Genomic DNA, 23,380 nt, shown 5'->3' on the forward strand with positions numbered 1-23,380 from the left:
GGCCTACAGAAATATGCAAAACGGCAACTTCGGTTGCCGTTTTTGTGTCTGTTCCCTCTCCCTTTGGGAGAGGGTCAGGGTGAGGGCATCAGGCCGCACTGTTTTAAACAGTGAACCCAAGCATCATCCCCGTATCCTCATGCTCCAGCAGATGGCAGTGCGCCATATAGGCAAACTCCTTCGGCGCCTCGTGGTCAAACTTCACCAGTACCTCGCTGACGCCGCCCTCCACTCTCACCGTATCTTTCCAGCCCGCGCGATGCGCGTCCGGCGCTTTACCGTTTTCATTAAGAATGCGGAACTGCGTGCCGTGGATATGGAACGGGTGCAGCATCATGTCGCCTTCGCCTGAAATCACCCAGCGCTCGAACTGCCCCTTCGCGGCGGCGAACATCGGCGTGTTCATATCGAACGCTTTGCCGTTGATCATATTGGCGTTGTGAAAATCAAACCCGTGACCGCCGTGATCCATGCCGCCCATCCTGCCGTGATCCATGTTCATATGGCCCATCATCTGACCATGGTGCATTCCGGCCATGGCCTGATTGCCATACTTTTTCATCAGCGCCTGCATGCCCATCATGTCGAGCATCGGATCCATGGAGAGCTGAAGCTTGCGCTGCGTAAGCCCGTCAAGCGAAGGGAGTGCTGGCAGGGTGGTTAAGCTATCCGGCAGCGTGCCAGAGGCAGTAATCTGCAGAGGCTGAATGTGCAACACCGGATGCGGCTTATCGAACGGCGCAACGGCCATCCCCATCTGGCTGACCGGCAGCGTCACAAGGTCAAACGCTTTGCCATCGCTGATATCCACCAGCACCTCGAAGCGCTCGCCCATTAGCATCGGCAGCTCGCTCACCTTCACCGGCTCCGGCAGCAGGCCGCCGTCGCTTGCCACTACGTAAAGCGGACGTTTATCGCTGGTGGCGAAGTTCAGCGAGCGGGCGTTACAGCCGTTAAGCAGGCGTAATCGCAGCCAGCCTTTCGGGGCGGCATGCTGCGGGTAAATCGCTCCGTTGGTCAGCAGCGTATCGCCAAACCAGCCCACCGCCGCGCTCATCACGTCCAGCTGATAGTCAATTTGCCCGTCAGCGCTGAACTTTTTGTCCTGCACAATCACCGGCACATCGTCGATGCCCCACTGTTTTGGCAGGCGCAGCAGGCGACTCTCGTCGTCCTCAATCAGCACCAGCCCGGCCAGCCCCATCGCCACCTGATGGCCCGTCTTGCCATGCTGGTGCGGGTGGAACCAGCAGGTCGCCGCGCGCTGTTGCGGGGTAAAGGTAACGCTGCGATGCCCTCCGGCCTTGATTACGCCCTGGGGTCCACCGTCCACTTCGCCCGGGACTTCCAGCCCGTGCCAGTGCAGCGTGGTCTCTTCACCCAGCGTGTTATGGATGTCTACCGTCACCGCCTTCCCTTTGCGTAACTGCAACGCCGGGCCGAGCAGATTGCCGTTATAGCCCCACGTCGTCGCGGCATGCTTGCCGAACGTGGTTTTACCGGACTGCACCACAAGCTGGATGCGGCTGCGGGCATCTGCGGTGAGTAATTCAGGGATGGGTAAAGCGGGTCTGTCCGCGGCAAAAACAGCGCGACTCCAGAGAGGTAATGCGCTGGCAACCCCCAGCGCGGCAGAATATTTCAAAAAATCACGACGTTGCATGTGCATTTCCTTATTTCCAGCAGGCGATCTTTTGAGCATAAACCCTCCCCTTACCGGAAGGTCAAGCACGGCGGCAATAATAAAGATCGTCGGCCTGGCATCAAGTATGCTAACGTTAATTTTCCGTGATGCAGTGGTAAAGGCAATGAAGACGTTTTTCAGAACAATTATGTTCGCCAGCCTGATGGCGATGTGTGCGAACAGCTATGCGCTAAGTGAAAACGAAGCGGAGGATATGGCCGATCTGACGGCAGTTTTTGTTTTTCTGAAAAACGATTGTGGTTACCAGAATTTACCCAATGGGCAAATTCGTCGCGCACTGGTCTTTTTTGCCCAGCAGAACCAATGGGACCTCAGCAACTACGACAGCTTCGACATGAAGGCGCTCGGTGAAGACAGCTATCGCGATTTAAGCGGTATTGGCATTCCCACTGCTAAAAAATGCAAAGCGCTGGCTCGCGATTCGCTCAGCCTGCTCGCCTACGTGAAGTAACCTTCCCGACGCCCCCTGTTGACCCGCTAACCGCTTCACGGCGGTTTTGTGTTGCGCCCATCTGCCGGAAGTAATGGATGTTAACGAAGGAGGTGCTCCCCATGACCGATAAAACGGTATGGCAAGAAACGCTGCATGACCAGTTTGGTCAGTATTTTGCCGTGGATAACGTGCTCTATCATGAGAAAACCGATCATCAGGATCTGATAATCTTCGAAAACGCCGCCTTTGGCCGCGTGATGGCGCTGGACGGCGTGGTGCAAACCACCGAGCGCGACGAGTTTATCTATCACGAAATGATGACCCACGTCCCGCTGCTGGCCCACGGCCACGCGAAGCACGTGCTGATTATCGGCGGCGGCGATGGCGCAATGCTGCGTGAAGTGTCCCGCCATAAGAATGTTGAAACCATCACCATGGTGGAAATCGATGCGGGCGTGGTGTCGTTCTGCCGCCAGTACCTGCCAAACCACAATGCCGGCAGCTATGACGATCCGCGCTTTAACCTGGTTATCGACGACGGCGTTAATTTCGTTAACCAGACCACGCAAACGTTTGATGTGATTATCTCTGACTGTACCGACCCTATCGGCCCGGGCGCGTCGCTGTTTACCTCCTCGTTTTACGAAGGCTGCAAGCGCTGCCTGAAGCCGGGCGGCATTTTCGTGGCGCAAAACGGGGTGTGCTTCCTGCAGCAGGACGAAGCGCTTGATAGCCACCGTAAGCTGAGCACCTATTTTAGCGACGTCAGCTTCTACCAGGCGGCGATCCCCACCTACTACGGCGGGATCATGACCTTTGCCTGGGCGACGGATAACGACGTATTGCGCCATCTCTCAACCGAGATCGTTCAGGCCCGCTTCCACCAGGCCGCACTGACGTGCCGATACTACAATCCGGCCATCCACACCGCAGCCTTTGCGTTGCCACAATATCTGCAAGACGCGCTGTCCTCAAAGGAGGTGAACTAATTGAAAAAGCTTAAACTGCATGGCTTTAATAATCTGACCAAAAGCCTGAGTTTTTGTATTTACGATATCTGCTACGCCAAAACGGCAGAAGAGCGCGATGGTTATATCGCCTATATCGATGAACTCTACAACGCCAACCGTCTGACCGAGATCCTGTCAGAGACCTGCTCGATTATCGGCGCGAATATCCTGAACATTGCGCGTCAGGATTACGAGCCCCAGGGGGCGAGCGTCACCATTCTGGTGAGCGAGGAGCCGGTTGACCCAAAGCTTATTGATAAAACCGAGCACCCCGGCCCGCTGCCGGAAGTGGTTGTCGCCCACCTTGATAAAAGCCATATCTGCGTTCATACCTACCCGGAAAGCCACCCGGAAGGCGGTCTGTGTACCTTCCGCGCGGATATAGAAGTGTCGACCTGCGGGGTGATTTCACCGCTGAATGCGCTGAACTACCTCATCCACCAGCTGGAGTCGGACATCGTCACCATTGATTATCGGGTGCGCGGCTTTACCCGTGATATCAACGGCATGAAGCATTTCATCGATCACGAGATCAACTCCATCCAGAACTTTATGTCCGAGGACATAAAGTCGCTGTACGACATGATGGACGTGAACGTGTACCAGGAGAACATCTTCCACACCAAGATGCTGCTTAAGGAATTTGACCTTAAGCACTACATGTTCCACACGAAGCCAGAAGATTTAAGCGAAGAAGAGCGAAAGGTCATTACCGACCTGCTCTGGAAAGAGATGCGCGAGATCTACTACGGCCGCAATATTCCGACCGTGTAAACGTTGCCCGAAGCAGGGACGCTTCGGGAGTTACTTCTGCTTCATGAATTCACGGTAGGCATTTACCACTTTCAGGAAGTCCTCCACGCCGCACAGCGACAGGCTCTCTTCATCGTAGTAGCTCATCCCCTCTTCCATCTCATCACCCGAAAACTCCAGCTGGTTGGCGCGCACCATCACCTCTTCGCCATCCATCCACAGGGTGTATTCGTGCCCGGCGCGTTGCCAGGAGCGCTCACTGCCTTTTACCGTACTCGCCGCCTGTTCGACTTCATCCAGCAGCGCGAGGTTCTCTTTCACCTCTTCGTTAAACCAGTGTCCAACGGCTTCGTGCCCCATCGACATACGCACTTTCACCACTCCGGTGATATCACGCAAAAATTCGTAATCCATAGCGTTTTCCTCTGCAAAGCCATTAGGGTAATTATCGCAGCAGAGAGGAAGAAAAAAAGCGGGAGAGGTGGGAGGAATGAAAATAAAAAAAATACCCCTCACCCTGGCCCTCTCCCAAAGGGAGAGGGAATAAAGTCCCCCTCGCCCCTTTGGGGAGAGGGGTTAGGGGTGAGGGGGTGGTTTTTATACCGCGGTCTGGAAGATCACCCCGTCAGCCTTCTCGGTGTACTGAGAGAGCTGATCGAAGTTCAGATAGCGATAGGTATCCACCGCCGTCTTATCCACCTGCGCCACAAAGGTCTGGTACTCTTCCGGCGTTGGCAGTTTGCCAATCAGCGCCGCAACCGCCGCCAGCTCCGCAGAGGCCAGGTAGACGTTCGCGCCGGTACCCAAACGGTTCGGGAAGTTACGGGTAGAGGTAGAGACCACCGTCGCACCGTCGGCCACGCGCGCCTGGTTGCCCATACACAGGGAACAGCCAGGGATTTCGATACGCGCCCCGCTCTTACCGAACACGCTGTAGTAGCCTTCTTCGGTCAGCTGCGCCGCGTCCATACGGGTTGGCGGCGCCACCCACAGGCGGGTCGGCAGCTGGCCTTTATGGGTATCCAGCAGTTTACCCGCGGCGCGGAAGTGGCCGATGTTGGTCATACAGGAGCCGATGAACACTTCGTCGATCTTGTCGCCCTGCACGTCAGAGAGCAGACGCGCATCGTCAGGATCGTTTGGCGCACACAGGATTGGCTCTTTGATATCCGCCAGATCGATGTCGATCACCGCCGCGTACTCCGCGTCAGCGTCGGCTTCCAGCAGCTGCGGATCCGCCAGCCATTTCTCCATGCCCTGAATACGACGCTCCAGCGTACGGCGGTCGCCATAGCCTTCTGCAATCATCCACTTCAGCAGCACGATGTTGGAGGTCAGGTACTCAATAATCGGCTCTTTGTTCAGCTTGATGGTGCAGCCTGCCGCAGAACGCTCAGCGGAGGCATCGGTCAGCTCAAACGCCTGCTCTACCTTCAGATCCGGCAGCCCTTCAATTTCCAGGATCCGGCCAGAGAAGATGTTTTTCTTACCCTTCTTCTCAACGGTCAGCAGACCCTGTTTGATGGCATACAGCGGGATCGCATGAACCAGGTCACGCAGCGTGATGCCCGGCTGCATTTTGCCCTTAAAGCGCACCAGCACGGACTCTGGCATGTCGAGAGGCATCACGCCGGTCGCCGCGGCAAACGCCACCAGGCCGGAGCCCGCCGGGAAGGAGATACCAATCGGGAAACGGGTATGGGAGTCACCGCCGGTGCCCACGGTATCCGGCAGCAGCATGCGGTTCAGCCAGGAGTGGATCACGCCATCGCCCGGACGCAGCGACACGCCGCCGCGGTTCATGATGAAGTCCGGCAGCGTGTGGTGCGTGGTCACGTCAACCGGCTTCGGATACGCCGCCGTGTGGCAGAAGGACTGCATCACCAGGTCAGAAGAGAAGCCCAGGCACGCGAGGTCTTTCAGCTCGTCACGGGTCATCGGCCCGGTGGTGTCCTGAGAACCGACGGAGGTCATCTTCGGCTCACAGTATGCGCCAGGACGGATGCCCGCTACGCCACACGCGCGGCCAACCATTTTCTGCGCCAGCGAGAAGCCGCGATTGCTTTCCGCCACGTCTTTCGCCTGACGGAAAACGTCCGAGTGCGGCAGACCCAGCGCTTCGCGCGCTTTGGTGGTCAGGCCACGACCGATGATCAGCGGGATACGGCCACCGGCGCGCACTTCGTCGATCAGCACGTCAGTTTTCAGCTCGAAGCTTGCCAGCAGTTCGTTGGTTTCGTGGTTACGCACTTCGCCCTTGAACGGGTAAACGTCAATCACGTCGCCCATGTTCAGGTTGCTCACGTCCACTTCAATCGGCAGCGCGCCCGCATCTTCCATAGTGTTAAAGAAGATCGGAGCGATTTTACCGCCGAGGCACAGGCCGCCGCCGCGCTTGTTCGGCACGTGCGGAATATCATCGCCCATAAACCACAGCACGGAGTTGGTCGCGGATTTACGGGAAGATCCGGTACCCACAACGTCGCCGACGTAAGCCAGCGGGAAACCTTTCTGTTGCAGGGCTTCGATCTGTTTGATCGGGCCGACTACGCCTGGCTGATCCGGCTCGATACCTTCACGGGCGTTTTTCAGCATCGCCAGGGCGTGCAGCGGGATATCCGGGCGAGACCACGCGTCCGGTGCCGGAGAGAGGTCATCGGTGTTGGTTTCACCGGTCACCTTAAAGACGGTAACGGTGATTTTTTCAGCCAGCGCTGGACGGTTCAGGAACCATTCGGCATCAGCCCATGACTGCATCACCTGCTTCGCGTAAACGTTGCCCGCTTTGGCTTTTTCTTCCACATCGTAGAAGTTATCAAACATCAGCAGCGTTGAAGAGAGCGCTTTGGCAGCAATTGGCGCCAGCTTATCGTTATCCAGCGCGTCAATCAGCGGATGAATGTTATAGCCGCCCTGCATGGTGCCGAGCAGTTCAATCGCTTTTTCAGGAGTAACCAGTGGGGAGGTGGCTTCGCCTTTGGCAACGGCGGCAAGGAATCCGGCTTTTACGTAGGCAGCTTCATCTACGCCAGGCGGTACGCGGTTGATCAGCAGATCTAACAGGAATTCTTCTTCGCCCTTGGGCGGGTTCTTCAGCAGCTCGACGAGCGCGGCCATTTGGGTTGCATCTAAAGGTTTGGGTACAATTCCCTCGGCGGCACGTTCTGCTACGTGCTTACGGTATTCTTCTAGCACGACGGTTCTCCTCGCTCTCATTGTCATATGCGGCGGGCGTTCTCTTCACGCTCCTGTGAGACAGCAGTTTGTAGGGTAAATGCCCGATACCGCGTCGGGCAGCATAGCAGGATTTCTGCACAGTGTTAATCTGTTTACAAAAAAGCAACATTAAAAAATTTGCTGAATCGTTAAGCATGGTGTAGAGGGCAGCCGAGGGGAAATTTGGCAACAAAAAAACCGCCTGAAAGCGGTTTATTTGTTGCCTTGCGGTGGTAGCACACCGGGTTGGCAGATTTGCGGCAATCCCAACGCGATGAATTTTGCATCACAACCCGCTGGCTTGCAAGCCATCATGTCAGTTTTGCGTAGCGTCTTCCTGTTTCGAATGAAAACACTTTTAACTTCATTTTTAGTCTTCTGAATTACCACCGAGTCGATTACTCTTCTCCTCGGCCTGCTTCGCTGGTGTAGCAACCAGTCACCGGGCCCGGGAGCAGTTCCGTAACCTACGCGGCAATCCCAATTTGCCAGGTTCTGCCTTTCCCGGTGAAGAATGAACCCGCGTAGCCTGTACAGGAACGCACGCAATGGAGATGCGAATCACTGCGCTGATCGTTGTGCTCGGTTTACTGCTTACGGCACTGCACGGTGGCTGGAACATATCCGACATCACGGTGCTGTTTGTTGTCAACCTCGGCAACTAGCTGCTGGCCGCTCGCAAGAGCGGCCTTCTGATATCCCAGCGGCTTTTCAGCTATCACATATAATTGTGTAATAAATACTCACACTCTTTATCCGGACGTACCGGCAGCTCCCCAACAAAAGTCAAAACAGTAAAAGGCGAGTGAATAATACTCACGCCAACCGCAACGCCTCACGGCACTGCACTCGTCTCGCTGGAGTCAATTTATGAAGTTGCCATTTAAACCACATCTTCTTGTTCTGCTTTGCAGTGCGGGGCTGTTTGCCGCCTCAGGCACCATGTTCGTTAAAAGCCGCACGACGGAGCCTGCCCCCGCTGCTCCGGCGGCACAACAACCCACAGCACCGCCAGCCCAGTCCGCACCGGTTGTCGCACCGGCCTACACCGCCGCGCAAATCGATCAGTGGGTTGCCCCCGTCGCGCTTTATCCGGACGCCCTGCTGTCGCAAATTTTCATGGCGTCCACCTACCCGTCTAACGTTATTCAGGCGGCGCAGTGGTCAAAGGACAACCCTAAAATGCAGGGTGATGCCGCCATTCAGGCGGTTGCCGGCCAGCCGTGGGATCCCAGCGTAAAATCGCTGGTCGCGTTTCCTCAGCTGATGTCGCTGATGGGTGAAAACCCGCCGTGGGTACAAAATCTGGGGGATGCGTTTCTCGCTCAACCGAAGGATGTCATGGATTCCGTCCAACGCCTGCGCGCGCTGGCACAAAAGACCGGCGCCTTACAATCAACGCCGCAGCAGACGGTCACTACCGTCACAAAACCTGCCCCGGCAAAAACAACGGCATCAACCACGACAGCGGAAACGACCACCTCTCCGACGGTGATTAAGATTGAATCCACCGATCCGCAGGTGGTTTACGTCCCGACGTATAACCCGAATACGGTTTACGGCACCTGGCCTAACGCCGCTTACCCGCCGGTATATCTCCCGCCCTCGCCCGGCGAGCAATTTACCGACAGCCTGGTTAAAGGTTTAGGCTTCAGCCTCGGGGTCGCAACAACCTACGCTATTTTCAGCAATATCGACTGGGATGACGACGATGACTGGGATCACCACCATCATGATGATGACTGGGACCACCATGGCGGCTATAACCGCAACGGCGACAACAACATCAATATCAACGTGGATAATTTCAACAAGATTGGCGGACTGCGCCTGAACGGCGACAACCGTACCTGGCAGCACAACCCGGCGTATCGGGAAGGTGTGCCTTACCCGACTAACCAGCTGGCTAGCCGTTTCCATTCCACAAACGCCGCTACCGGACTAAGCGCGACGCAGCGAACGCCGGCCAGTCGCGACAGCCAGCGCCAGGCGGCGCTCAGCCAGATGGAAAAATCGACGGGTAAAACCTTTACACCGTCGGCGCATACCGGAACGCGGGATGCCCGGCGTCTCGCCTCAGCGCAACAGCTGAAGCAGATTTCGCAGCGCAATAGCTATCGTGGGTACGACACCCGGCCGCAAACCGTAAAACGGACGGCTACACCGGTGCGTGAAAATCATCAGGCTGTCGGGAAGCGAGTTGCACAGTCGGCGCAGCAGCCGGCCAGGGTGCACCGTGCCAATGCGTTGAGCGGCAATGACAGCCGCTCCGGTAGCTGGCAAGCACAGCAGCAGCGAGGCGCGCAAAGCCGTCAGCTCTCGGCGCACCCGCAGCTGCCTCGCCAGCGCTCTGTCGAACGCGCGGAACACCGCGAATTTCATCATCGTTAAGGGAGCCGACATGAAAAGTAAATTACTCAGCACCATGGTGTTGCTCATGGTGTCGGCGACGGTCATGGCGCAGCAATCCTTCAGCTCGCCGGATCGGGCCACCCGCGCGCTGGCAGACGCCATTCGCGAGCAAAACGAAACCGCAATGAACACGCTGCTCGGTGAACACTGGCGCGACGTCCTGCCGCCGGAAGGGGTCGATCCGGATGCCGTCGATCGCTTCCTGCGAGACTGGAAGATCCAACATAAAACAGTGATCGATGGCGATGTGGCGCATCTGGTGGTGGGCGATAACGACTGGCAGCTTCCGATTCCGTTGATTAAAACCGCCGCAGGCTGGCAGTTTGATATGCAGAAAGCCGGTGACGAGATCCTGACCCGCGAAATCGGGCGCAACGAACTCGCGGCCATTGGCGCATTACATGCCTACGTGGATGCCCAGCAGCGCTATTTTGCAATGAACCAGAAGTACGCGCAGAAAATTGTCAGCGCTGAAGGAAAAAAGGATGGGTTGTACTGGCCCGTGTCGCCCGGCGAAGCGCCAAGCCCGCTTGGCCCGGCGTTTAGCCCGAAGGAGCCGGGTGCTGGCTACCACGGCTATCACTTTCGCATCCTGCCGGAGAACAATGGATTTGCCATGATTGCCTGGCCCGTGAGCTATGGCCAGACGGGGGTAATGAGCTTTGTGATAAACCAGGACGATCGGGTTTATGAGGCCAACCTCGGTAATGAATCAGCGCAGCAAGCGCAGGCGCTTGCGTCATATCACCTGGATAAAACCTGGCAGCCCGTAGCTCCCTGAATCCAGCACATAAAAAAAGCGGCCCGTAGCCGCTTTTTTTTATCTGAAGAAACTTACTTCTTCTTCGCTTTCGCGTTTGGCAGGTCGGTGATGCTACCTTCAAACACTTCTGCCGCCAGGCCCACAGACTCGTGCAGAGTTGGGTGAGCGTGGATGGTCAGCGCGATGTCTTCCGCGTCGCAGCCCATTTCAATCGCCAGACCGATCTCACCCAGCAGCTCGCCGCCGTTGGTACCGACAATCGCACCACCGATGACGCGGTGAGTCTCTTTGTCGAAGATCAGTTTGGTCATACCGTCTGCGCAGTCGGAAGCGATAGCACGGCCAGAAGCAGCCCACGGGAAGGTGGCGGTTTCGTAGCTGATGCCTTTCTCTTTCGCTTCTTTCTCGGTCAGCCCCACCCATGCCACTTCCGGCTCGGTGTACGCGATAGATGGGATCACTTTCGGATCGAAGTAGTGCTTCATGCCGGCGATAACTTCAGCGGCAACGTGACCTTCGTGAACACCTTTGTGCGCCAGCATTGGCTGACCGACGATATCGCCGATAGCAAAGATGTGCGGCACGTTAGTGCGCAGCTGCTTGTCAACGCGGATGAAGCCACGGTCGTCCACTTCCACGCCAGCTTTGCCCGCGTCGAGGTTTTTACCGTTCGGCACACGGCCGATAGCCACCAGCACGGCGTCGTAACGCTGTGGTTCTGCTGGCGCTTTTTTGCCTTCCATGGAAACGTAAATACCGTCTTCTTTTGCTTCAACGGCAGTCACTTTGGTTTCCAGCATCAGGTTGAATTTCTTGCTGATGCGTTTGGTGAAGACTTTAACGATGTCTTTGTCAGCAGCCGGGATAACCTGGTCGAACATTTCAACCACGTCAATGTCTGAACCCAGCGCATGGTACACGGTACCCATTTCCAGACCGATGATACCGCCGCCCATAACCAGCAGGCGCTTAGGAACGGTTTTCAGCTCCAGAGCATCGGTGGAATCCCACACGCGCGGATCTTCATGTGGAATGAACGGCAGTTCGATTGGGCGAGAGCCTGCCGCGATGATCGCGTTGTCGAAGTTGATCACGGTTTTGCCGTTTTCGCCTTCCACTTCCAGGGTGTTCGCACCGGTGAATTTACCCAGACCGTTAACCACTTTCACTTTACGGCCTTTCGCCATGCCAGCCAGACCACCGGTCAGCTGAGTGATAACTTTCTCTTTCCAGGTACGGATTTTGTCGATATCGGTTTTCGGCTCGCCGAAGACGATACCGTGTTCAGCCAGCGCTTTGGCCTCTTCGATAACTTTCGCTACGTGCAGCAGCGCTTTAGAAGGGATACAACCTACGTTCAGACAAACACCACCAAGGGTGTTGTAACGTTCTACGATGACGGTTTCCAGACCTAAATCAGCGCAACGGAAGGCTGCAGAGTAACCTGCGGGACCTGCCCCAAGTACCACGACCTGAGTTTTGATTTCAGTACTCATCATGACCTCTTATTGATTTCCGGCGGTCCAGGTACTTGTCGCCCTTCATCCACCGGGACGTTCTATCCGCCCGTATTTTACAAAATTGTTAACAATTTTGAAACAACAAACGGCTCACGAATTGTCGCTTTCGCTTATAACCTCACAGACTACATGAGATTAACAGAAAAAAGCCGGCCGACTGGCCGGCTTTTCACTTACATCACCAGGCGGCGAATGTCGCTCAGGGTGTTGTTGATGATGGTGATGAAACGCGCACCATCAGCACCGTCGATCACGCGGTGGTCGAAGGACAGAGAGATTGGCATCATCAGACGCGGCACGAACTCTTTGCCATTCCACACAGGCTCCATCGCGGACTTGGACACACCGAGGATAGCCACTTCCGGCGCGTTCACGATCGGCGCGAAGTGGGTGGTACCCAGGCCGCCGATGCTGGAGATAGTGAAGCAGCCGCCCTGCATTTCGCCGGCAGTCAGCTTACCATCACGCGCTTTTTTGGAGATGGTGGTCAGTTCACGGGACAGCTCGGTAATGCTCTTCTTGTTCACGTCCTTGAAGACCGGAACAACCAGACCATTTGGCGTATCAACCGCAACACCGATGTTGATGTATTTCTTCAGCGTCAGCTTCTGGCCGTCTTCGGACAGGGAGCTGTTGAAGCGTGGCATCTGCTCAAGAGCAGCGGCAACGGCTTTCATGATGAAGACCACTGGGGTGAATTTCACGTCCAGCTTACGCTTCTCGGCTTCGGCGTTCTGCTGTTTACGGAACGCTTCCAGATCGGTGATATCGGTCTTATCGAAGTGCGTAACGTGCGGGATCATCACCCAGTTACGGCTCAGGTTTGCACCAGAGATTTTCTGGATACGGCCCAGTTCCACTTCTTCAATTTCGCCGAACTTGCTGAAGTCCACTTTCGGCCATGGCAGCATGCCCGGGATACCGCCGCCTGCGGCTGCAGCTGGTGCAGCTTCAGCGCGTTTCACCGCGTCTTTCACGTAAGCCTGAACGTCTTCGCGCAGGATACGACCTTTACGGCCGGTCCCTTTCACTTTCGCCAGGTTCACGCCAAACTCGCGCGCCAGGCGACGAATCAGCGGGGTGGCGTGGACGTACGCGTCGTTTTCAGCGAACTCAGACTTGCCTTCCGCTTTCGCAGCAGGTGCCGCTGGTTTAGCAGCCTGAGCCGGTGCAGCAGCAGGTGCCGGAGCAGCCGCGGCAGCCGGAGCTGCGGCAGGCGCAGCGCCTTCCACTTCGAAGACCATAATCAGGGAGCCGGTAGACACTTTATCGCCGGTGCTGATTTTGATCTCTTTAACGGTACCGGCGAACGGCGCAGGCACTTCCATGGAAGCCTTGTCGCCTTCAACGGTGATCAGTGACTGTTCAGCGGCAACTTTATCGCCCACTTTCACCATCACTTCGGTCACTTCAACTTCGTCACCGCCGATGTCAGGAACGTTAACGTCTTTCACGCCGCCTGCTGCTGGTGCAGCCGCAGGAGCCGGAGCAGCAGCCTGAGCTGGCGCAGCGGCGCCTTCTGCACCCGCCACTTCGAAGACCATGATCAGCGAGCCGGTAGACACTTTGTCACCGGTGTTGATCTTGATCTCTTTAACGGTGCCCGCGAACGGCGCCGGCACTTCCATAGAGGCTTTGTCGCCTTCTACGGTGATCAGAGACTGCTCGGCCGCAACGGTGTCGCCCACTTTCACCAGGATTTCAGTGACTTCAACTTCGTCACCGCCGATGTCTGGCACGTTAACTTCTTTCGCGCTCGCGGCAACTGCTGGAGCAGCGGCGGCCGGAGCGGCTTCTTTCTTCTCTTCCTGCGCAGGTGCAGCAGCTGCTGCACCGTCGGCGGAATCGAAAATCATGATCAGTTTGCCGGTCTCGGTTTTATCGCCAACAGAGACTTTGATCTCTTTAACGATGCCAGCCTGAGGAGACGGGACTTCCATAGAGGCTTTGTCGCCTTCTACGGTGATCAGCGACTGTTCAGCTTCAACTTTGTCGCCCACTTTGACCAGGATCTCGGTGATTTCAACTTCATCAGCCCCGATGTCCGGTACATTGATTTCGATAGCCATTATTCTTTTACCTCTTACGCCAGACGCGGGTTAACTTTATCTGCATCGATGTTGAATTTGGTAATTGCTTCCGCAACCACTTTCTTATCGATTTCGCCACGTTTAGCCAGTTCGCCCAGTGCTGCTACAACCACGTAAGAAGCATCAACTTCGAAGTGGTGACGCAGGTTTTCGCGGCTGTCAGAACGACCGAAGCCGTCAGTACCCAGTACGCGATAATCATCAGCTGGAACGTAAGTACGAACCTGCTCAGCGAACAGTTTCATATAGTCAGTAGACGCCACCGCTGGCGCGTCGTTCATCACCTGAGCGATGTACGGAACGCGTGGGGTTTCCATTGGGTGCAGCATGTTCCAGCGCTCACAGTCCTGGCCATCACGCGCCAGTTCAGTGAAGGAGGTCACGCTGTACACGTCGGAACCCACACCGTAGTCTTTCGCCAGGATCTGCGCTGCTTCACGGACGTGACGCAGGATAGAGCCGGAGCCCAGCAGCTGAACTTTACCTTTGCTACCTTCGATGGTTTCGAGTTTGTAGATACCTTTACGGATACCTTCCTCGGCACCTGCTGGCATTGCCGGCATGTGGTAGTTTTCGTTCAGGGTGGTGATGTAGTAGTAAATGTTCTCTTGCGCTTCGCCGTACATGCGCTGCAGACCGTCATGCATGATGACTGCCACTTCGTACGCGTAAGACGGGTCGTAAGAGATACAGTTAGGGATAGTCAGAGACTGAATGTGGCTGTGGCCATCTTCGTGCTGCAGACCTTCACCGTTCAGGGTCGTACGACCGGAAGTACCACCAATCAGGAAGCCGCGAGCCTGCTGGTCGCCTGCCTGCCAGCACAGGTCACCGATACGCTGGAACCCGAACATGGAGTAGTAAATGTAGAACGGGATCATCGGCAGGTTGTTGGTGCTGTAAGAGGTCGCAGCAGCCAGCCAGGATGCGCCTGCGCCCAGCTCGTTGATACCTTCCTGCAGGATCTGACCTTTCTCGTCTTCTTTGTAGTAGGCAACCTGCTCACGGTCCTGCGGGGTGTACTGCTGGCCGTTCGGGCTGTAGATACCGATCTGACGGAACAGACCTTCCATACCGAAAGTACGCGCTTCGTCGGCGATGATTGGAACCAGGCGATCTTTGATCGACTTGTTCTTCAGCATCACGTTCAGGGCACGAACGAAGGCGATGGTGGTGGAGATCTCTTTGTTCTGCTCTTCCAGCAGCTGAGAGAAATCTTCCAGCGCCGGCAGTTCCAGCTTCTCGGTGAAGTTAGGCTGACGAGCTGGCAGGTAGCCTTTCAGCGCCTGACGACGTTCGTGCAGGTACTTGTGCTCTTCAGAACCTTCCGGGAAGGTGATGTAAGACAGGTTTTCAACCTGCTCGTCGGTCACTGGAACGTTGAAACGGTCGCGGATATAGCGCACGCCGTCCATGTTCATTTTCTTAACCTGGTGAGCGATGTTTTTACCTTCTGCGGTATCACCCATGCCGTAACCTTTGATGGTGTGGGCCAGGATTACAGTCGCTTTACCTTTGGTTTCCTGCGCTTTTTTCAGTGCAGCGTAAACTTTCTTCGGATCGTGACCGCCGCGGTTCAGGGCCCAGATCTGCTCGTCAGTCCAGTCTGCAACCAGGGCTGCGGTTTCAGGATATTTGCCGAAGAAGTGCTCACGTACGTAGGCACCGTCTTTGGATTTGAAGGTCTGGTAGTCGCCGTCAACGGTTTCGTTCATCAGCTGAATCAGCTTACCGCTGGTGTCTTTGCGCAGCAGCTCATCCCAACGACCGCCCCACATGACTTTAATCACGTTCCAGCCAGCACCCGCGAAGATGCCTTCCAGCTCGTTGATGATCTTGCCGTTGCCGGTTACCGGACCATCCAGACGCTGCAGGTTACAGTTGATGATGAAGCACAGGTTGTCCAGCTTCTCACGGGTCGCGATGGTGATCGCGCCTTTAGATTCTGGCTCATCCATTTCACCGTCGCCCAGGAAGGCGTAAACGGTCTGCTCGGAGGTGTCTTTCAGACCACGGTGTTCCAGATACTTCAGGAATTTAGCCTGGTAGATCGCACCAATTGGACCCAGACCCATAGATACGGTCGGGAACTGCCAGAATTCAGGCATCAGTTTAGGGTGCGGGTAAGAAGACAGGCCTTTACCGTGAACTTCCTGACGGAAGTTGTTCATCTGCTCTTCAGTCAGACGACCTTCCAGGAAGGCACGTGCATAGATGCCCGGAGAGATGTGGCCCTGGAAGTACACCAGATCGCCGCCGTCTTTCTCGTTGGCTGCACGGAAGAAGTGGTTAAAGCACACTTCGTAAACGGTCGCAGAGGACTGGAAGGACGCCATGTGGCCACCCAGCTCCAGATCTTTCTTGGATGCGCGCAGAACGGTCATGATGGCGTTCCAGCGGATAGCAGAACGAATACGGCGTTCCAGATCCAGATTGCCCGGGTATTCCGGTTCGTCTTCGACGGCAATCGTGTTTACGTAGTTGCTAGCCCCTGCACCTGAAGCCACTTTCACGCCGCCTTTGCGCGCTTCTGAAAGCAGCTGATCAATCAGATACTGAGCGCGCTCAACACCTTCTTCACGGATGACCGATTCGATCGCCTGTAGCCAGTCGCGAGTTTCGATCGGATCCACGTCATTTTGGAGACGTTCTGACATGGGGGTATTCCTTATCTATCTAATACGTTGATTTGTCTGGAACCTGTCCCATTGTATTTTCGCCAGAAAACACAATAAGACAGGTTCTGCGTTTAGTTGCCGCGCTCTAAAAAATACCTGGCGCTTAATCCTTTCGTTGCTGTATGCGGCGTAATGAACGTTCGCGACGCGATTGTTCACGGCTGCGGTCCAGCAAGATTTCCTCAATGAAAGCCAGATGACGGTGCGACGCTTCGCGCGCCTGCTCCGGTTCCCCGGCCATTATCGCCTCGAATACTCGGGTGCGATGGTTGCTTACCAGCGGGAGCATCTCCCGACGGGCATACAACAATTCAAAATTCTGACGAACGTTCTGGGCCAGCATCGGCTCCATGCAGCGTAGCAGATGGAGGAGCACCACGTTGTGTGCAGCTTCGGTGACGGCAATTTGATACTGGACGACGGCGCTGGATTCGGCGTCTAAGTCGCCGGACTGCTGTGCCCGTTCAATGGCCTGATGCAGCTCGCGAATACGCACGCGATCTTCATCAGTGCTGCGAAGGGCGGCGTAATAGGCCGCGATACCTTCCAGCGCGTGACGGGTCTCAAGCAGATCAAACTGGGATTCTGGGTGGTCAGAGAGAAGTTCTACCAGCGGATCGCTGAAGCTCTGCCACAGGCTGTTTTGCACAAAGGTTCCGCCACCCTGGCGACGGAGCAACAGGCCCTTTGCTTCGAGACGTTGAATCGCCTCACGCAAAGAGGGACGTGAAACGTCGAACTGTTTTGCCAGCTCGCGTTCTGGCGGGAGCTTCTCGCCCGGGCGCAGTGTCCCTTCGAGAATTAAAAACTCCAGCTGCTGCTCAATCACATCGGAAAGTTTTGGTTGGCGAATTTTGCTGTAGGCCATATTCCCTGTCTTACGCCTTTTTGCCCGGAGTCAATTGGTCTTACCAATTTCATGTTCGTATCGCTAAAGTAACAAAGTATTCACCTTCTGTCCATATTGGTTTTGATTGAAATCAGTAAACCCGGCACATTTTAACAACCTTACAGAACTAACGTTTCAGGAATGTAACTTTGCACAAATGAGTTGGTTACTACCAAAGAGGCAGTTTTAACCATAATGAAACGAGGGTTTTTGCAATCTGAAGCGATTCAACAAGGCAAAAAATGAAAATTCGCCCACTTCTTGCGCATTTCTATTCTATAGGTTGGGTATGAGGGGTTAACGTACCGATTTACAATTGGTTTCTTTTTATTCAAGTGGTCATCATCCCTTCATAAAGCAGGTGCATTCGCTGGCGCTTACCACTATTCTTGCGCTAACGGAAGCCATCTCCGCTTTTTTCGGTATCGTTAACCGTAAAGAAATAAATACAGAATATGGACTTTCATAATTACACACGCACAGCGTGAACATAACAACCACACACGAGGTTTCAAATGGAAGCTCAACAGCACGGCGATCAGCTAAAGCGCGGCCTTAAAAACCGCCATATTCAGCTCATCGCACTGGGCGGTGCTATTGGTACTGGCCTGTTTCTGGGCAGTGCGTCCGTTATCCAGTCTGCCGGTCCGGGCATTATTCTGGGTTACGCGATTGCGGGTTTCATTGCTTTTCTGATTATGCGCCAGCTGGGCGAAATGGTTGTCGAGGAGCCGGTCGCAGGCTCTTTCAGCCACTTTGCCTACAAATACTGGGGCAGCTTTGCAGGCTTCGCCTCCGGCTGGAACTACTGGGTTCTGTACGTTCTGGTTGCCATGGCCGAGCTGACCGCCGTCGGTAAATACATTCAGTTCTGGTACCCGGAGATCCCCACCTGGGCGTCTGCGGCGGTCTTCTTCGTCCTGATCAACGCCATTAACCTGACCAACGTAAAAGTGTTCGGGGAGATGGAGTTCTGGTTCGCCATTATCAAAGTTATTGCCGTTGTGGCGATGATCGTCTTTGGCGGCTGGCTGCTGTTCAGCGGCAACGGCGGCCCGCAGGCCACGGTGCGCAACCTCTGGGAACAGGGCGGCTTCCTGCCGCACGGCATGACCGGGCTGGTGATGATGATGGCGATCATTATGTTCTCCTTCGGCGGTCTGGAGCTGGTGGGCATCACCGCCGCTGAAGCCGACAACCCGGAGCACAGCATCCCGAAAGCCACCAACCAGGTTATCTACCGCATCCTTATCTTCTATGTGGGCTCGCTGGCGGTACTGCTCTCTCTGCTGCCGTGGACGCGCGTCACGGCGGATACCAGCCCGTTTGTGCTGATCTTCCACGAGCTGGGCGACACCTTCGTGGCGAACGCGCTCAACGTCGTGGTGCTGACCGCCGCGCTCTCCGTGTATAACAGCTGCGTTTACTGCAACAGCCGTATGCTGTTCGGCCTGGCGCAGCAGGGCAACGCGCCAAAAGCGCTGCTCACCGTTGATAAACGTGGCGTACCGGTTAATACCATCATCGTTTCGGCGGTAGTGACGGCGCTGTGCGTGCTGATTAACTACCTGGCGCCGGAATCGGCCTTCGGCCTGCTGATGGCGCTGGTGGTTTCTGCCCTGGTGATCAACTGGGCGATGATCAGCCTCGCGCACATTAAATTCCGCCGCGCCAAGCAGCAGCAGGGCGTGACCACTCGCTTCCCTGCCCTGCTCTATCCGCTGGGTAACTGGGTGTGCCTGCTGTTCATGGCGGCCGTGCTGGTCATCATGCTCATCACCCCCGGCATGGCGATTTCCGTCTACCTGATCCCGGTCTGGATTGCGATCCTGGGCGTGGGCTATATGGTAAGGCAGAAAAATGCCAAAACGGTGAAAGCACACTAATCCCCCTCGCTGTGCCCGCGCTCGCGGGCACAGCGTCCTGTTACCTTCCTCACAAATTCACGCCAACAGCAAATTTATCCATATCACCGACCTTATACTGCTACGCATATATTTGTTTGCCAGCAAATAATTCTCTCCATACCGAAACCCGGAGAGCTGTCGATGGATAACAACAAACTTTCAGTAAAAGAAAAGATCGGCTATGGCATGGGTGACGCCGGATGCAACATTATTTTTGGCGCCATCATGTTGTTTGTTAATTATTTTTATACGGATATTTTTGGTCTGGCTCCTGCGCTGGTCGGGGTTTTACTGCTGTCTGTCCGCGTCATTGATGCGGTAACAGACCCGATTATGGGTGCCATTGCCGACCGTACCCGCAGCAAATATGGCCGGTTTCGTCCATGGCTGCTGTGGATTGCCTTCCCCTACGCGCTGTTCAGCATTCTGATGTTCACCACCCCGGAGTGGAGCTATAACAGCAAAGTTATCTATGCGTTCGTCACCTATTTCCTGCTCTCGCTGACCTACACGGCAATCAACATTCCTTACTGCTCGCTGGGTGGCGTGATCACCAACGACCCGAAAGAGCGCGTCGCCTGCCAGTCCTACCGCTTTGTGATGGTGGGTATCGCCACGCTATTGCTGTCGCTGACGCTGCTGCCAATGGCGGACTGGTTCGGCGGGGATAACAAAGCCAAAGGCTACCAGATGGCGATGACCGTCCTGGCGCTGGTTGGTACCTGTATGTTCCTGTTCTGCTTCGCCACCGTGCGCGAGCGCGTGCGCCCGGCGGTGCAAAGCCATGATGAGCTGAAAAACGACCTGAAGGACGTGTGGAAGAACGACCAGTGGGTGCGTATTCTGCTCCTCACGCTCTGCAACGTCTGCCCGGGCTTTATCCGCATGGCGGCAACCATGTATTACGTCACCTGGGTCATGGGGCAAAGCACCCACTTCGCCACGCTGTTTATCAGCCTGGGCGTCGTCGGCATGATGTTCGGCAGTATGCTGGCGAAAGTGCTGACCGACCGCTGGTGCAAGCTGAAGGTCTTCTTCTGGACCAACATCGCGCTGGCTATTTTCTCCTGCGCCTTTTACTTCTTCGATCCGAAAGCGACGACCACCATTGTGGTGCTCTACTTCCTGCTGAACATTCTGCACCAGATCCCCTCCCCGCTGCACTGGTCCCTGATGGCCGACGTGGACGACTACGGCGAGTGGAAAACCGGGAAACGTATCACCGGGATCAGCTTCTCCGGCAACATTTTCTTCCTCAAGCTGGGGCTGGCGATAGCCGGGGCGATGGTTGGCTTCCTGCTCTCCTGGTACGGCTATGACGCAGGCGCAAAAGCGCAAAGCGCGGACGCCATTAACGGAATCGTCCTGCTCTTTACCGTTATTCCCGGCATTGGATATCTCATTACCGCTGGCGTGGTACGTCTGCTGAAGGTTGACCGGGAGACGATGAAGCGGATCCAGGAAGACCTGGAGAAGCGTCGCAATAACTACCGCGAGCTGAACGAGTATCAGGAACTCAGCGCCGCTGAGACAAAATAAGGAAAGTCGAATGCAAACCTGGCCAAACCCGTTTATTGAACAACGCGCCGATCCTTACATCCTGCGCCACGAAGGGCTGTACTATTTTATCGCCTCCGTGCCGCAGTACGACCGGCTGGCGCTCCGCCGCGCGGACTCGCTGGAGGGTTTACCCGGTGCCGAAGAGGTGGTGGTCTGGCGCAAGCCCGACACCGGCCCGATGAGCCAGCTAATCTGGGCACCGGAACTGCACCATATCGACGGCAGGTGGTACATCTATTATGCCGCGACGCACACCCAGGCGCTCGACGAACTCGGGATGTTCCAGCACCGTATGTTTGCGCTCGAATGCGCAGACCCCGATCCGCTCACCGGTACCTGGGTGGAAAAAGGGCAAATTAAAACGCCGTTTGACACCTTCGCGCTGGACGCCACCACCTTTGTGCATCAGGGAAAACGCTGGTACCTGTGGGCGCAAAAAGTGCCGGATATTGCCGGTAACTCCAACCTTTATCTGTGTGAAATGGAAAATCCGTGGACGCTAAAAGGCGAGCCGGTAATGCTCAGTAAGCCGGAATACGACTGGGAATGCCGCGGGTTTTGGGTCAATGAAGGACCGGCGGTGCTGTTCCATGGCGATAAGCTGTTTATTAGCTACTCCGCCAGCGCCACCGATGAGAACTACTGCATGGGGCTACTGTGGATAGACCTGCATGCCGATCCGCAAAACCCGGCGAACTGGCATAAATCCTCGCGCCCGGTATTCGTGACCAGCTACGAAAACCGTCAGTACGGGCCAGGCCATAACAGCTTTACGCAGACGCCAGAGGGCGACGATGTGCTGGTCTACCACGCGCGAAACTACACTGAAATTGAGGGCGATCCGCTTTACGATCCGAATCGCCACACGCGTCTGAAACGCGTCCGCTGGGACGAAAACGGGATGCCTGATTTCGGCATCCCGCCTGCGGATACGCTGTAACGGCTTCGGCGCGCCGGGTCAGACCAGCGTGCCGTAAATTGTCAGCAGCGCCACAATCACCACCACCGCAAACGAGGTTTTCTTTGCCATCGAGACGGCGGCTTTTGGCGTTGCTACTTTATCCGTGTGCGGCTCGCGCGCCAGCGAGAACTGTGCCAGACGGGTTAACACCTGATACTGCGCGGTATGGCGGTCCGCAAGGGAAGCAAACCACGCGGGCAGGGCTTTTTCACCATGCCCGATGAGGGCATAGACGACCCCCACCAGACGCACCGGAAGCCAGTCAAGCACGTGCAGAATGGCGTCAATGCCGGACTGTAAACGCTCATGCGGTGTAAGGTAGCGGGCAAGCCAGGTCTGCCAGGCGCGCAGGAACGCATAGCCCATCAGCAGTACCGGCCCCCACGGACCGCCCACCACAAACCAGAACAGCGGTGCCAGGTAGTAACGGAAGTTGATCCACAGCAGCGCGTTTTGCAGCTCGCGCAGAAATTCACGTTCATCGCAGTCCGGCGGTACGCCGTGGATCATCGTCAGCTCGCTCGCCATCGCACCGCGCGCGTGGGCATCATCACGGGAGGCGGCCTTCAGGTAAGCGTGATAGTGCAAACGCACCTTGCCCGCGCCAATGCACAGCACGCCCAGCAGGATCCACACCACCAGCAGCGGCACGTTGAAAAAAAGGCCGTACAGCGAGCGCAGCAGCAGGAACGTAATCACCATCACACCTGCCGTCATCAGCAGCGTGCGCAGCATGGAAAAATGCCTGATGCGGCGGAATAATACCTCCAGCCGATGATCCAGATGCCAGTGCTCGCCGAGCTTAAACAGGCGCTCAGCGATCATAACCAGCAGCATGGTAAACAACGTCATGTTATCTCCTTATCTGACGACGTGGTAAGCATGGCGCGAAACCGGGACCAGTCAAACGCCGGGCCGGGGTCGGTTTTTCTTTCGGGGGCGATGTCGCAGTGCCCCGTAATATTCTTTGCTATTGCGGGATAGAGCCCGACAAGCGTTTGCGTCACAGCAGCCAGTTTCTGATACTGCGCATCGGTGTATGGGGTGGTGTCCGTCCCTTCCAGCTCAATCCCAATGGAGAAATCATTGCAGCGCTCGCGCCCCCGGTACATGGATACGCCGGCATGCCAGGCACGCTTGTCAAAAGGAACATACTGAACCACTTCACCATCACGACGGATCAGACAGTGTGCCGAGACTCGCAGATGCGCAATTTCAGCGAAAAAGGGATGGGCATTGGGATCTATCGTTCCAGTGAATAACGCATCGATCCACGGTCCGCCAAACTCCCCCGGCGGGAGGCTAATATTGTGAACCACCAGCAGTGTGGGCTTTTCATCCTCCGGGCGGCAATCGTGGTGCGGCGACGGTACATGCCGCGCGTCCACCAGCCATCCGTTTTCTAACAACATGCTGGAACTCCTTATCTGTGGTGCTGTTACTCGGTTCAGAGTAGCATGTTTCAATATTATGATTCGTTACC

Annotated in this window: 17 protein-coding genes; 8 read left to right on the forward strand and 9 right to left on the reverse strand. The window is 55.8% G+C overall.

The features are described 5' to 3' along the window. Positions 1 to 103 precede the first annotated feature (103 nt). Complete coding sequence (gene cueO / locus IM304_RS05670; RefSeq protein WP_193355777.1) at positions 104 to 1,663, reverse strand: multicopper oxidase CueO; 1,560 nt, start codon at positions 1,661 to 1,663, stop codon at positions 104 to 106. 145 nt (positions 1,664 to 1,808) lie between these two features. Here cueO and IM304_RS05675 point away from each other — a divergent pair, with 145 nt between their 5' ends. The 3 genes from IM304_RS05675 (at position 1,809) to speD (ending at position 3,922) form a co-directional block, all read left to right on the forward strand. Next, positions 1,809 to 2,156: a YacC family pilotin-like protein gene (locus IM304_RS05675; protein ID WP_148420103.1), complete on the forward strand. Its 348-nt coding sequence runs from the start codon at positions 1,809 to 1,811 to the stop codon at positions 2,154 to 2,156. Between the two features lie 101 nt (positions 2,157 to 2,257). Then, positions 2,258 to 3,127, forward strand: a complete 870-nt coding sequence (gene speE / locus IM304_RS05680; protein ID WP_148420102.1) for a polyamine aminopropyltransferase — start codon at positions 2,258 to 2,260, stop codon at positions 3,125 to 3,127. Beyond that, a complete protein-coding gene (gene speD, locus IM304_RS05685; RefSeq protein WP_148420101.1) occupies positions 3,128 to 3,922 on the forward strand; it encodes an adenosylmethionine decarboxylase in 795 nt (264 codons plus the stop codon). Between the two features lie 30 nt (positions 3,923 to 3,952). Here the strand turns inward: speD and yacL are convergent, their stop codons facing one another. Together yacL and acnB are read right to left on the reverse strand one after the other, a co-directional pair. Beyond that, positions 3,953 to 4,315: a protein YacL gene (gene yacL, locus IM304_RS05690; RefSeq protein ID WP_148420100.1), complete on the reverse strand. Its 363-nt coding sequence runs from the start codon at positions 4,313 to 4,315 to the stop codon at positions 3,953 to 3,955. Positions 4,316 to 4,498: 183 nt separating this feature from the next. Further along, entirely contained in the window at positions 4,499 to 7,096 is a 2,598-nt protein-coding gene (gene acnB, locus IM304_RS05695) for a bifunctional aconitate hydratase 2/2-methylisocitrate dehydratase (protein WP_148420099.1), read from the reverse strand. Positions 7,097 to 7,987: 891 nt separating this feature from the next. Between acnB and IM304_RS05700 the strand changes: the two genes are divergently transcribed. Both IM304_RS05700 and IM304_RS05705 read left to right on the forward strand, forming a co-directional pair. Then, the gene (locus tag IM304_RS05700; RefSeq protein ID WP_193355778.1) at positions 7,988 to 9,508 is read left to right on the forward strand and encodes a DUF3300 domain-containing protein; all 1,521 of its coding nucleotides are present in this window, start codon (positions 7,988 to 7,990) and stop codon (positions 9,506 to 9,508) included. A gap of 10 nt (positions 9,509 to 9,518) precedes the next feature. Continuing rightward, positions 9,519 to 10,310, forward strand: coding sequence for a DUF2950 family protein (locus IM304_RS05705; RefSeq protein WP_193355780.1), 792 nt, complete (start codon positions 9,519 to 9,521; stop codon positions 10,308 to 10,310). A 53-nt stretch (positions 10,311 to 10,363) separates the two neighbouring features. Here IM304_RS05705 and lpdA read toward each other — a convergent pair whose 3' ends face one another. From lpdA to pdhR, 4 genes are all read right to left on the reverse strand, one after another. Then, a complete protein-coding gene (lpdA, locus tag IM304_RS05710; RefSeq protein WP_148420169.1) occupies positions 10,364 to 11,788 on the reverse strand; it encodes a dihydrolipoyl dehydrogenase in 1,425 nt (474 codons plus the stop codon). Positions 11,789 to 11,985: 197 nt separating this feature from the next. Beyond that, on the reverse strand, positions 11,986 to 13,881 hold the full coding sequence (gene aceF, locus IM304_RS05715; RefSeq protein WP_193361502.1) for a pyruvate dehydrogenase complex dihydrolipoyllysine-residue acetyltransferase: 1,896 nt from the start codon (positions 13,879 to 13,881) through the stop codon (positions 11,986 to 11,988). Between the two features lie 14 nt (positions 13,882 to 13,895). Next, positions 13,896 to 16,559: a pyruvate dehydrogenase (acetyl-transferring), homodimeric type gene (gene aceE / locus IM304_RS05720; protein WP_148420095.1), complete on the reverse strand. Its 2,664-nt coding sequence runs from the start codon at positions 16,557 to 16,559 to the stop codon at positions 13,896 to 13,898. A gap of 124 nt (positions 16,560 to 16,683) precedes the next feature. Then, positions 16,684 to 17,448 carry a pyruvate dehydrogenase complex transcriptional repressor PdhR gene (gene pdhR / locus IM304_RS05725; RefSeq protein ID WP_006173806.1) on the reverse strand — a complete coding sequence of 255 codons (765 nt, stop codon included), beginning with the start codon at positions 17,446 to 17,448 and terminating at the stop codon, positions 16,684 to 16,686. A 536-nt stretch (positions 17,449 to 17,984) separates the two neighbouring features. Here pdhR and aroP point away from each other — a divergent pair. From aroP to IM304_RS05740, 3 genes are all read left to right on the forward strand, one after another. Further along, complete coding sequence (gene aroP, locus IM304_RS05730; protein ID WP_148420094.1) at positions 17,985 to 19,355, forward strand: aromatic amino acid transporter AroP; 1,371 nt, start codon at positions 17,985 to 17,987, stop codon at positions 19,353 to 19,355. A 162-nt stretch (positions 19,356 to 19,517) separates the two neighbouring features. Continuing rightward, complete coding sequence (locus IM304_RS05735) at positions 19,518 to 20,915, forward strand: glycoside-pentoside-hexuronide (GPH):cation symporter (RefSeq protein ID WP_148420093.1); 1,398 nt, start codon at positions 19,518 to 19,520, stop codon at positions 20,913 to 20,915. A gap of 10 nt (positions 20,916 to 20,925) precedes the next feature. Continuing rightward, entirely contained in the window at positions 20,926 to 21,876 is a 951-nt protein-coding gene (locus tag IM304_RS05740) for a family 43 glycosylhydrolase (RefSeq protein WP_193354728.1), read from the forward strand. Positions 21,877 to 21,894: 18 nt separating this feature from the next. Here IM304_RS05740 and ampE read toward each other — a convergent pair whose 3' ends face one another. Together ampE and ampD are read right to left on the reverse strand one after the other, a co-directional pair. Next, a complete protein-coding gene (ampE, locus tag IM304_RS05745; protein ID WP_148420091.1) occupies positions 21,895 to 22,749 on the reverse strand; it encodes a beta-lactamase regulator AmpE in 855 nt (284 codons plus the stop codon). Then, positions 22,746 to 23,309 (reverse strand): 1,6-anhydro-N-acetylmuramyl-L-alanine amidase AmpD, encoded by a 564-nt coding sequence (ampD, locus tag IM304_RS05750; RefSeq protein ID WP_148420090.1) that lies wholly within the window; start codon positions 23,307 to 23,309, stop codon positions 22,746 to 22,748. The genes ampE and ampD overlap by 4 nt, the downstream gene beginning before the upstream one ends. Positions 23,310 to 23,380: the final 71 nt, after the last annotated feature.

This window comes from Enterobacter cloacae complex sp. P40C2, from assembly GCF_014930695.1.
Taxonomy (GTDB): domain Bacteria; phylum Pseudomonadota; class Gammaproteobacteria; order Enterobacterales; family Enterobacteriaceae; genus Enterobacter; species Enterobacter pasteurii.

Bases quoted from the DNA above. Each gene is read 5' to 3' on its own strand.
- cueO (WP_193355777.1), bottom strand. From the start codon at position 1,663: ATGCAACGTCGTGATTTTTTGAAATATTCTGCCGCGCTGGGGGTTGCC.
- IM304_RS05675 (WP_148420103.1), top strand. From the start codon at position 1,809: ATGAAGACGTTTTTCAGAACAATTATGTTCGCCAGCCTGATGGCGATG.
- speE (WP_148420102.1), top strand. From the start codon at position 2,258: ATGACCGATAAAACGGTATGGCAAGAAACGCTGCATGACCAGTTTGGT.
- yacL (WP_148420100.1), bottom strand. From the start codon at position 4,315: ATGGATTACGAATTTTTGCGTGATATCACCGGAGTGGTGAAAGTGCGT.
- IM304_RS05700 (WP_193355778.1), top strand. From the start codon at position 7,988: ATGAAGTTGCCATTTAAACCACATCTTCTTGTTCTGCTTTGCAGTGCG.
- IM304_RS05705 (WP_193355780.1), top strand. From the start codon at position 9,519: ATGAAAAGTAAATTACTCAGCACCATGGTGTTGCTCATGGTGTCGGCG.
- lpdA (WP_148420169.1), bottom strand. From the start codon at position 11,788: ATGAGTACTGAAATCAAAACTCAGGTCGTGGTACTTGGGGCAGGTCCC.
- aceF (WP_193361502.1), bottom strand. From the start codon at position 13,881: ATGGCTATCGAAATCAATGTACCGGACATCGGGGCTGATGAAGTTGAA.
- aceE (WP_148420095.1), bottom strand. From the start codon at position 16,559: ATGTCAGAACGTCTCCAAAATGACGTGGATCCGATCGAAACTCGCGAC.
- pdhR (WP_006173806.1), bottom strand. From the start codon at position 17,448: ATGGCCTACAGCAAAATTCGCCAACCAAAACTTTCCGATGTGATTGAG.
- aroP (WP_148420094.1), top strand. From the start codon at position 17,985: ATGGAAGCTCAACAGCACGGCGATCAGCTAAAGCGCGGCCTTAAAAAC.
- IM304_RS05735 (WP_148420093.1), top strand. From the start codon at position 19,518: ATGGATAACAACAAACTTTCAGTAAAAGAAAAGATCGGCTATGGCATG.
- IM304_RS05740 (WP_193354728.1), top strand. From the start codon at position 20,926: ATGCAAACCTGGCCAAACCCGTTTATTGAACAACGCGCCGATCCTTAC.
- ampE (WP_148420091.1), bottom strand. From the start codon at position 22,749: ATGACGTTGTTTACCATGCTGCTGGTTATGATCGCTGAGCGCCTGTTT.
- ampD (WP_148420090.1), bottom strand. From the start codon at position 23,309: ATGTTGTTAGAAAACGGATGGCTGGTGGACGCGCGGCATGTACCGTCG.